At 71.2% G+C, this 6,952-nt stretch carries 7 protein-coding genes; 6 read left to right on the top strand and 1 reads right to left on the bottom strand.

Going from position 1 to position 6,952, the window contains the following annotated elements:
• Positions 1-272: 272 nt before the first annotated feature.
• The 5 genes from AMY39116_RS0307625 to AMY39116_RS0307605 all read left to right on the top strand — a co-directional run bounded on the left by AMY39116_RS0307625 (position 273) and on the right by AMY39116_RS0307605 (position 4,592).
• The gene (locus AMY39116_RS0307625) at positions 273-1,379 is read left to right on the top strand and encodes a PrsW family intramembrane metalloprotease (RefSeq protein WP_020417093.1); all 1,107 of its coding nucleotides are present in this window, start codon (positions 273-275) and stop codon (positions 1,377-1,379) included.
• A 146-nt stretch (positions 1,380-1,525) separates the two neighbouring features.
• The gene (locus tag AMY39116_RS0307620; protein ID WP_027935730.1) at positions 1,526-2,419 is read left to right on the top strand and encodes a Rossmann-like and DUF2520 domain-containing protein; all 894 of its coding nucleotides are present in this window, start codon (positions 1,526-1,528) and stop codon (positions 2,417-2,419) included.
• Positions 2,416-3,300 carry a pantoate--beta-alanine ligase gene (gene panC / locus AMY39116_RS0307615; protein WP_020417091.1) on the top strand — a complete coding sequence of 295 codons (885 nt, stop codon included), beginning with the start codon at positions 2,416-2,418 and terminating at the stop codon, positions 3,298-3,300. Before AMY39116_RS0307620 ends, panC begins: the two co-directional genes overlap by 4 nt.
• A gap of 2 nt (positions 3,301-3,302) precedes the next feature.
• Positions 3,303-3,800 (top strand): aspartate 1-decarboxylase, encoded by a 498-nt coding sequence (gene panD, locus AMY39116_RS0307610; RefSeq protein ID WP_017985424.1) that lies wholly within the window; start codon positions 3,303-3,305, stop codon positions 3,798-3,800.
• Between the two features lie 6 nt (positions 3,801-3,806).
• Positions 3,807-4,592, top strand: a complete 786-nt coding sequence (locus tag AMY39116_RS0307605; protein ID WP_020417090.1) for a type III pantothenate kinase — start codon at positions 3,807-3,809, stop codon at positions 4,590-4,592.
• Here the strand turns inward: AMY39116_RS0307605 and AMY39116_RS0307600 are convergent.
• Positions 4,589-5,344, bottom strand: a complete 756-nt coding sequence (locus AMY39116_RS0307600; RefSeq protein WP_020417089.1) for a class I SAM-dependent methyltransferase — start codon at positions 5,342-5,344, stop codon at positions 4,589-4,591. The two genes, AMY39116_RS0307605 and AMY39116_RS0307600, sit on opposite strands and share 4 nt — an antisense overlap.
• An 85-nt stretch (positions 5,345-5,429) precedes the next feature.
• Here AMY39116_RS0307600 and lysS point away from each other — a divergent pair, with 85 nt between their 5' ends.
• A complete protein-coding gene (gene lysS / locus AMY39116_RS0307595; protein WP_027935729.1) occupies positions 5,430-6,941 on the top strand; it encodes a lysine--tRNA ligase in 1,512 nt (503 codons plus the stop codon).
• The last annotated feature ends 11 nt before the right edge of the window (positions 6,942-6,952 follow it).

Raw genomic sequence — 6,952 nt, 5'->3', positions numbered from 1 at the left:
TGGGGGGTTACCGCCGTGGTTTCGGTGGGTGCGGCTTTGAACCAGGGCGACCCCGCGGCGCTGCCGACCCGGCCCGGCCCACCAACGATCTTGTGGCGGGCTGCGGGATTGGAACCACCGTGGTTCCGCGGGTGCGGCTCTGGACCACGCCGGTTCCGCTCAGCAGCGCCTCGCGCTGCCCGCCCACCCAGACCCCCCGCCCACCCCGCTCGCCCCCGCAGCCAGTCACCGTAGAGTGCCGGGCTGTGACGGCACCCCCTCGCAGGCTCACCGTGCTCCTGCCCGTGCTCGGCCTCGTCATCCTGGCCGTGTGCGGCCTGACCGTTCTCGGCCTGGTCACCGTGCAGGTCGGGCCGCTCGCGGTGGCCATCGGCGTCGCCGCGGCGCTCGTTCCCGTCGCGGTCGTCGTGGCGACCATCCTGTGGGTGGACCGCTGGGAGCCGGAGCCCGCGAAGTTCCTCCTGGTCGCCTTCTTCTGGGGCGCGTGCCTCGCCGCGATCACCGCCCTGCTGATCAACAACACCGCCGAGACGGTGGGCGACCTGCTGCTCGGCGAGGGCAGCGGCAGCAAGCTCAGCGCGCTCCTGTCCGCCCCGCTCGTCGAGGAGGCCGCGAAGGCCTCGTTCGTGCTCGCCGTCCTCCTGCGCCGCGCCGACGAGTTCGACGGGATCATCGACGGCATCGTCTACGCGGGGTTCACCGCGGCCGGCTTCGCGTTCACCGAGAACATCTACTACTTCGGCCGCGCCTTCGCCGACTACGGCTTCGGCGACGCCACCAGCACCGGCGTGATCGCCGCGTTCGTGCTGCGCGGCGTGCTGTCGCCGTTCACGCACCCCCTCTTCGCCGCGATCACCGGCATCGGCCTCGGCTACGCCGCCCGCACCGACAACCGGGCCGTCAAGGTCCTCGCCCCGATCGGCGCCTACCTGGGCGCCGTCCTGCTGCACGCCCTCTGGAACGGCGCGGCGGTCCTCGGCGGAGCGCAGACGTTCCTCAACGTCTACTTCCTGATCATGGTCCCGATGTTCATCGCGGTCGTGATGCTCGTCCTCCTGCAACGCCGCCGCGAACAACGCATCGTCACCGCCGCACTGCCCGCGATGGTCCAGGCGCGGCTGATCGCCCCGTCGGAGGTCGAGCTGCTGTCCACGCTCGCCGGCCGCCGCGAGTGGCGGCGGCAGGCCCGGCGGCAGTCCGGGCGGGCGGCGGCGAAAGCCGTGGCCCGTTACCAGGCGAGCGTGACCGAACTCGCGTTCCTGCGCCGCCGCAAGGAGACCCCGGACCACGAGAAGCGCAAGCGGGAACTGCTGGCCACGCTGCGCGCTTCCCGCGCCGACGCGGTCCGGCTGGCGGGTGAAGGCAGTCATACCGGGTAAACCGGGTCGGGTGAAGCTGGTCACCCGCCGCCGACCCGGGGCGTTTCCGCGAGCTACTCTCGCCCCGTCGTCCGGTACCCGCGAACGGAGCGGGACTGGAACGAGCTGAGGAGTTCTGCTGCCATGAGCGTCCACAGGGGCACGCCGTGAGTCGTCCCGCCAGGCTCGGCGTCGGAGTGATCTCCGCCGGCCGCGTGGGCAGCGTCGTCGGCGCCGCGCTGACCCGGTCCGGGCACACGGTGGTCGCCGCCGCCGGCATTTCCGCCGCTTCCCAGGCCCGCGCCGAGCGCATGCTGCCGGGCGTGCCGCTCAAACCGCCGGACGAGGTCGCCGCGGCCGCGGACCTCGTGCTGCTGGCCGTGCCCGACGACGAACTCGCCGGCCTGGTCCGCGGCCTGGCCGCCACCGGTTCCTGGCGCCCCGGCCAGATCGTCATCCACACCTCCGGGGCGCACGGCCTCGACGTGCTGGCCCCGGCCGCCGAAGCCGGAGCGCTGCCGCTGGCCCTACATCCGGTCATGACGTTCACCGGCCGGTCCGAGGACCTCGACCGGCTCGCCGCCTGCAGCGTCGGCGTCACCGCCGCGGCCGACGACGAGGCCGCGTGGAGCGTGGGCGAGGCGCTGACCGTCGAGATGGGCGCGGAACCGGTGCGGGTGCCGGAAGCCGCCAGGGCGCTCTACCACGCGGCGCTCGCGCACGGCGCCAACCACCTGATCACGCTCGTCGACGACTGCGCGGACCTGTTGCGTGGCGCGGGGATCGGCGACGCGGAGCGCATGCTCGGCCCGTTGCTGTCGGCGGCGCTGGACAACGCGCTGCGGCACGGCGACCGCGCCCTGACCGGTCCGGTCGCCCGCGGCGACACCGGTACTCTGCGCAAGCACCTGGGCGTGCTCGAAGCCACCGAGCCCGCGATCGTGCCCGCCTACACCTCGCTCGCCCGGCGCACCGCGCAGCGAGCCGAAGCGGCCGGCCTGCTCGACGCCGGCGCCGCCGCCGAGATCACCGAACTTCTGGAAAGGCCGGAAAACCCGTGACCACACCGAAATTCAGCCGCGGGCAGCTGAACACCTACCAGACGCCCGGCGACGTGCACCGGGTCACCGCGGCGCTGCACTCGGTGGGCCGCAAGGTCGCGCTGGTGCCGACCATGGGCGCGCTGCACGCCGGCCACCGCGAGCTGATCCGCCGCGCCAAGCGCCTGCCGAACACCGTCGTCGCCGTGTCGATCTTCGTGAACCCCCTGCAGTTCGGCGAGGGCGAGGACTTCGACGCCTACCCGCGGCCGCTGGAGCGGGACCTGGAGATCCTCGCCGAGGACGGCGTGGAGATCGCGTTCGTGCCCAAGGTCGGCGACCTCTACGCCGACGGACACGCGGTGACCCTGCACCCGGGCCCGCTCGGCGACGAGCTGGAGGGCGCCCACCGCCCCGGCCACTTCGCCGGTGTGCTGACGGTGGTGGCGAAGCTGTTCAACATCGTCACGCCGGACTTCGCGTTCTTCGGCGAGAAGGACTACCAGCAGCTGGTCCTGATCAAGCGGATGGTGCGCGACCTGAACCTCGACGTCCGCGTGATCGGCGTGCCGACGGTGCGGGAGTCCGACGGCCTGGCCCTGTCCTCGCGCAACGTCTACCTCTCGCCGGAACAGCGGGAAGCCGCCGTGGTGCTGTCCGCGGCGCTCGCGGCCGGCGGGCATTCCGGCCCGAACGGCGGGGAAGCGGTCCTCTCGGCGGCGCGCGCGACGCTGGCCGCCCGCCCGGAGGTCGACGTGGATTACCTCGAATTGCGCGGAACCGATCTCGGTCCCGCGCCCGTCGATGGGGAAGCACGGTTGCTGATCGCCGCCCGGGTCGGGCGGACCCGGCTGATCGACAACGTCCCGGTGGTGCTGGGCGCGTCGGAGGAAGTGAGATAACCATGTACCGCACGATGCTGAAGTCGAAGATCCATCGCGCGACGGTCACCCAGGCCAACCTGCACTACGTCGGGTCGGTCACGATCGACGAGACGCTGATGGAGGCGGCCGACCTGCTGCCGGGCGAGCTGGTGGCCATTGTGGACGTCACGAACGGGGCGCGGCTGGAGACCTACGTGATCCCGGGCGAGCGGGACAGCGGCGTCATCGGCATCAACGGCGCCGCCGCGCACCTCGTGCACCCGGGCGACCTGGTCATCCTGATCTCCTACGGGCAGATGGACAACGCCGAGGCGGCCACCTACCAGCCGCGGATCGTGTTCGTCGACGACGAGAACCGGATCAAGCACGAGGGCAGCGACCCCGGGCACGCGCCCGACGGCTCCGGCCTGGTGAGCGGCAGCATCCCGATCGCGTCGCCGGACCGGGAGAACCCGTTCCCGGTCGCCGAAACCGTCGACGCCGCGCGGCTCGACGCGCTGCTGCACGCCGAGAGCTGAACTCCCTTGCTCCTGGCGATCGACGTCGGCAACACGAACATCGTGCTCGGCCTGTACGAGGGCCGTGGGGACGCGGCCAAGCTCGTCGGCGACTGGCGGATGCGGACCGACGCGCAGATGACCGCCGACGAGCTGGCGCTGACCATGCGCGGCCTGCTCGGCGAGCACGCCGACGCGATCACCGGGATCAGCGCGCTGTCCACCGTGCCCGCGGTGCTGCGCGAGATGCGGGTCATGCTCGGCCGCTACTACGCGCGGGTGCCGAAGGTCGTGGTCGAGCCCGGCGTGCGCACCGGCGTGCCGCTGCTGGTGGACAACCCGCGTGAGGTGGGCGCGGACCGGCTGGTCAACACGCTCGCCGCGCACCACCTGTACCGCACGGCGTGCGTCGTCGTGGACTTCGGGACCTCGACCAACGTGGACGTGATCTCCGCGAAGGGCGAGTTCCTCGGCGGCGCGTTCGCGCCCGGCATCGAGATCTCCGTCGATGCGCTGGCCTCCCGCGCGGCGGCGCTGCGCAAGGTCGAACTGGTCCGGCCGCGATCGGTGATCGGCAAGAACACCGTGGAGTGCCTGCAGTCCGGCATCGTGTTCGGGTTCGCCGGCCAGGTCGACGGCCTGGTGCGGCGGATCGTGCGTGAGCTGACGGCGCGGACGCACGAGCCGGTCACCGTGCTCGCGACCGGCGGGCTGGCGCCGCTCGTGATCGGCGAATCGGAGACGATCACCGAGCACGTGCCCGACCTGACGCTGCTGGGCCTGCGCCTGGCCTTCGAACGTCAGACGCGTTAGCGGCGGACGGCGCGCAGCACCGTCGTCAGCAGCGGCAGGTCGAATTCGCCGTTCGCGGTGGCCGGGTTGGCGCGGAGGAATTCCAGCACCCGCCGCCGCGTCTCCGCGCGCTCGGCATCGTCCGCGACGAGCAGGTGGGAATGCGTGGAGATCGTTTCGACCAGGCTTTCGGGTGTGCGCCGGTGCGAGTGCCGGAACGTCTTCTCCTCGAACGCGCCGAACGCGGGGTGTTCGGGCAGAGTCGCGACCGACCGCCCGCGCTGCACGAAACCGGAGGCCCGTGCGAATTCCGCGACCCACGGGACGGAATCGTCGTTGCCGTTCCACAGCCCGGCGACCACGCTGCCCGGGCGCAGCACGCGTGCGATTTCGGGGAGCGCGGCGTCGAGGTCGAACCAGTGGAACGCCTGGCCGGCCAGCACCGCGTCGGCGCTGGCGTCGGGCAACGGGATCCGCTCCGCCGTGCCGTCCAGGACTTCGACGCACGCGTGCCGGCGGGCGAACTCGGCGCGCATGCCCGGATCCGGTTCGACCGCCGTGACGCGCAGCCCGAGCGCGCGCAGGCCGCCGGTGAGCTTGCCGGTGCCCGCGGCGAGGTCCACCACTTCCGCGGCCCCGGGCGGCAACGCCCAGCGGATTCCGTCGAGCGGGTAATCCGGGCGGTGTTCGTCGTAGGCGTCCGCGTGCCCCCCGAATGAGCGGGACCGCCGGCTCCACAGCTCACGATCGGCGGATGAAGTGGTTTCGCTCACTCCGGCGATGCTATCGGTGTGCTTGTGCTGGTCGTACAGGTAATCCGGTTGGCCTAGTCGTCGCGGGGGTTCGTACCCTATCGGCATGACGGATTCCCCCTCCCCGGATCGCCCGGTGCCCGCTGACGACCTGCCCGAACAAATGCGGGTCCGTCGGGCCAAGCGCGATCGGCTGCTCGCGGAGGGTGTGGAGCCGTACCCGGTCGAAGTGCCGCGCACCCACACGCTCGCCGAAGTGCGTGCGGCGCACCCGGACCTGCCCGCCGACACGGCCACCGGCGAGGTCGTCGGCGTGACCGGCCGCGTGATGTTCTCCCGCATCGGCGGCAAGCTCTGCTTCGCGACGCTGCGCGAAGGCGACGGCACCGAACTGCAGGCCATGATCAGCCTCGCGAACGTCGGCGAGGAAGCGCTGGCGGCCTGGAAGGCGGACGTCGACCTCGGCGACCACGTCTACGTGCACGGCGAGGTCATCACGTCCAAGCGCGGCGAGCTGTCCATCATGGCCGACGAGTGGCGGATGGCCGCGAAGGCGCTGCGCCCGCTGCCGGTCGCGCACAAGGAGCTGGCCGAGGAGACCCGCGTCCGCCAGCGCTACGTCGACCTGATCCTGCGCCCGCAGGCCCGCGACGTGGTGCGCACGCGCGCCTCGGTGGTCCGTTCGCTGCGGGAATCGTTCCACCGCCGGGGTTTCACCGAGGTGGAAACGCCGATGCTGCAGACCCTCCACGGCGGCGCGTCGGCCCGGCCGTTCATCACCCATTCGAACGCGTTCGACATCGATCTGTACCTGCGGATCGCGCCGGAGCTGTTCCTGAAGCGGTGCGTGGTCGGCGGGATCGAGAAGGTCTTCGAGATCAACCGCAACTTCCGCAACGAGGGCAGCGACTCCTCGCATTCGCCGGAATTCGCGATGCTGGAGTACTACGAGGCCTACGCCACCTACGACACGAACGCGGTGATGACGCGGGAGCTGATCCAGGAAGCGGCGCAGGCCGTTTTCGGTGGCCTGGAGGTCACGCTCGCCGACGGCTCGTCGTACGACCTGTCCGGCGAATGGACGTCGCTGAGCATGTACGACTCGTTGTCCGACGCGCTTGGCGAGGAAGTGACGCCGGAAACGTCGGTCGAGAAGCTGCGCGGGTTCGCGTCCGCGCGCGGCCTGGAGGTCGATCCGAAACTCGGCCATGGGAAGCTGGTCGAGGAACTGTGGGAGCACCTGGTCGGTGATCACCTGCACGAGCCGACTTTCGTACGGGATTTTCCGATCGAGACCTCGCCGCTGACGCGGCAGCACCGGACCAAGCCCGGTGTGGCCGAGAAGTGGGACCTCTACGTCCGCGGATTCGAGTTGGCCACCGGATACTCGGAGCTGGTCGATCCGGTGATCGAGCGGGAAAGATTGCTGGACCAGGCCCGCCAGGCCGCGGCCGGGGATAGCGAAGCGATGCGCCTCGACGAGGATTTCCTGCGCGCGCTCGAGTACGGAATGCCACCGAGTGGTGGCGTGGGAATGGGCATCGATCGTCTCCTGATGGCCCTCACCGGCCTCGGCATCCGCGAGACCATCCTCTTCCCGCTGGTGCGCCCCGAATAGCAGGCACGAAC

Source organism: Amycolatopsis sp. ATCC 39116 (genome assembly GCF_000231075.2).
Taxonomy (GTDB): Bacteria; Actinomycetota; Actinomycetes; order Mycobacteriales; family Pseudonocardiaceae; genus Amycolatopsis_E; species Amycolatopsis_E tucumanensis.
This window is presented reverse-complemented; position numbering and strand designations above follow the sequence as displayed.